Annotated in this window: 2 protein-coding genes and 1 pseudogene; all 3 read right to left on the bottom strand. The window is 71.7% G+C overall.

Features of this window, described 5'->3' with window-relative positions:
• Positions 1–378: 378 nt before the first annotated feature.
• Positions 379–1,593 carry an aminotransferase class III-fold pyridoxal phosphate-dependent enzyme gene (locus AOK08_RS47525; RefSeq protein WP_277816040.1) on the bottom strand — a complete coding sequence of 405 codons (1,215 nt, stop codon included), beginning with the start codon at positions 1,591–1,593 and terminating at the stop codon, positions 379–381.
• A gap of 48 nt (positions 1,594–1,641) precedes the next feature.
• Positions 1,642–2,394, bottom strand: a pseudogene (locus tag AOK08_RS47530) (sensor domain-containing protein); the annotation flags it as partial.
• On the bottom strand, positions 2,288–2,747 hold a 460-nt coding region (locus AOK08_RS24045), incomplete at its 5' end, for a winged helix-turn-helix domain-containing protein (RefSeq protein WP_055529704.1). The gene AOK08_RS24045 and the pseudogene AOK08_RS47530, both read right to left, overlap by 107 nt.

Below are 2,747 nucleotides of genomic sequence, written 5' to 3' on the forward strand. Positions count from 1 at the left end.
GGAGAGCTCCAGGGCGGACGATCGGATCGGGTCGTCGCACGCCCCGGGGGGTTTGGGGCGGGCGACTGTCCGATCGGTGAGGAGATCCGGAGCCAGGAGCTCCGGTTGCGTGCGCGAGGGCACCACCGGGCCGAAGCTGGGGAGGCCCCGACCAGGTACCGCCCGCAGTTGCCTGCGAGCGGGGTGTATCTCTCATCGGGATAGAACCTACGGCAGGGGACGAGTCTCGGACAGACAGAATGACATCCCGCCATCCTCCTCGCACACCTTCTTCACACGCTCTGACGCCGGCCTCCCGGGCCCGGAAACAAGCGGAATCCTGGCCGGTCGGCCGGCGCGTGCGAGTGACGAGGGCGGGCGCGGACGGCCCAAGGCGCGTCAGATGCCGGTGAAGGCCTGCTCGATGATGTCGAGACCCTCGTTCAGGAGGTCCTCGCCGATCACCAGCGGGGGCAGGAAGCGGAGGACGTTGCCGTAGGTGCCACAGGTGAGGACCAGCAGGCCCTCCTGGTGGCAGGCCTTGGCCAGAGCCGCCGCCGCCTCCGGGTGGGGCTCCTTGGTGGTGCGGTCCTTGACCAGCTCGATGGCGATCATGGCGCCCCGGCCCCGGATGTCACCGATGATCTCGTGCTTCTCGGCCATCGTGGTCAGCCGCGCCTTCATGACGGCCTCGATGTGCTTGGCCTTGGCGTTGAGGTCGAGCTCCTTCATCGTCTCGATCGAGCCGAGCGCGCCGGCACAGGCGACCGGGTTGCCGCCGTAGGTACCGCCCAGGCCACCCGCGTGCGCCGCGTCCATGATCTCGGCGCGCCCGGTGACGGCGGCGAGCGGCAGGCCGCCCGCGATGCCCTTGGCGGTGGTGATCAGGTCGGGCACGATGCCCTCGTCCTCGCACGCGAACCACTGGCCGGTCCGGCAGAACCCGGACTGGATCTCGTCGGCGACGAAGACGATGCCGTTGTCGGCGGCGAACTGGCGGATCGCCGGCAGGAAGCCCTTCGCGGGCTCGATGAAGCCGCCCTCGCCGAGCACCGGCTCGATGATGATCGCGGCGACGTTGTCGGGGCCGACCTGCTTGGTGATCTGGTCGATGGCCTGCGCGGCGGCCTCGGGGCCCGCGTTCTCCGGGCCGGTGGGCCAGCGGTAGCCGTAGGCGACCGGCACGCGGTACACCTCGGGCGCGAACGGCCCGAAGCCGTGCTTGTACGGCATGTTCTTGGCGGTGAGGGCCATCGTGAGGTTCGTACGCCCGTGGTAGCCGTGGTCGAACACGACGACGGCCTGCCGCTTGGTGTGGGCACGGGCGATCTTGACCGCGTTCTCGACGGCCTCGGCACCGCTGTTGAACAGGGCGCTCTTCTTGGCGTGGTCGCCCGGCGTCAGCTCGGCGAGCGCCTCGGCGGAGGAGCGCCGGGCCCGCGCGAGCAACTCCCGTGCCTTGTCGGGGTTCCTCTCGATGAGTGCCTCGGCGGTCCCCAGATCCATCCCGACGGCGACCAGCCGCGCCTGCGCACCGTCGTGCAAGTCCCGCTCGATACGACGTAGTTCGGCGGCGAACGAGTCCACGGCGTCCCGCCGCGACTCGGTCAGCACCCGTACCCGCTCCCGGAGTTCACCGCGCTCGCCGCCCAACAGCGCCCGCGTCAGCAGGAAATGGAGGCGCAGCAGGGCAGGCGTGAGGTGGTACGAGGCCACCAGGAGTACGGCGCCCAGCGCACCGGCGGCGAGGGCGTTGCCCGGCCCGCCGATGGGCACGAAGCCGTACCACCAGCCGACGTACGTCCCGTCCGTGAACACCCGCCACAGCCCGAGGGCCAACGCGAACCCCTCGAAGGGATACAGCAGCAGCATGGCGGGCACCAGCGCGGTGACGAACCCGAGCACGGCGTCGAGCGGCAGCCACGCGAACTCCCGCCAGGTCGCCGGATCACGCAGCACCCCGAGGGCCCGCGCCCACCGGCCGGCATCCGGCGACGGCACCCGGTACCGGGCCGGAATCCGCACCCCGCCCCACCGCACGGCCGCCAGCCGCCGCCAGTCGGCCCACGCCCGCACCCACAGCACGACCCGGGGCGTGGTGAGGAGCCCGATCCCCAGGGCGGGCACGAGCGCGAGGGAGACGAGGAAGAGCACGAACAGCACCACCGACCCGGCGAGCGAGGCGCAGGCCAGCGCCAGCGCCCGCACCCCGGCGACGACGACCGTACGAATCCGTGCGCTGATGATGTCGTCCATACGGTCAGTCTCGCCGAGCGCGCCCCACCGGATAGAGGGGACAGGGGACGGGTCAGCGCGCGGTCGGGGGCGTGTACTTGTACCCCACCCGCCGGACCGTCTGGATCGCGTTCCGGTACTCCGTGCCGAGCTTGCGGCGCAGCCGGGCGATGTGGACATCGACGGTACGGCCGTCGCCGACGTGCCCGTAGCCCCACACGGTGGTGACCAGGTGGTCGCGGGTGTGCACGCGGCCCGGGTGGGCGACGAGATGGGCGAGCAGCTCGAATTCGAGGTACGTGAGATCCAGCGGGCGCCCGTCGACCGCGGCGGTGCGCTGTACGTCGTCGACGCGTACGAGGTGACGTACGCCGTCGGCCTCAGGCTGCGCGGGAGGCGCGCCCGGGGCCGACGCCTCCGGCTCCGCCACCGGGTCCGGATGTGGATCCGGGAGCGCGAACGGCAGTGGCAGTACGGGCGGCTGCTGGTCGGCCGGTACGAGGAGCAGGTAGCCGATCATCGGCGGCCGGCCG

It is taken from the genome of Streptomyces graminilatus, from assembly GCF_001418565.1.
GTDB lineage: Bacteria > Actinomycetota > Actinomycetes > Streptomycetales > Streptomycetaceae > Streptomyces > Streptomyces graminilatus.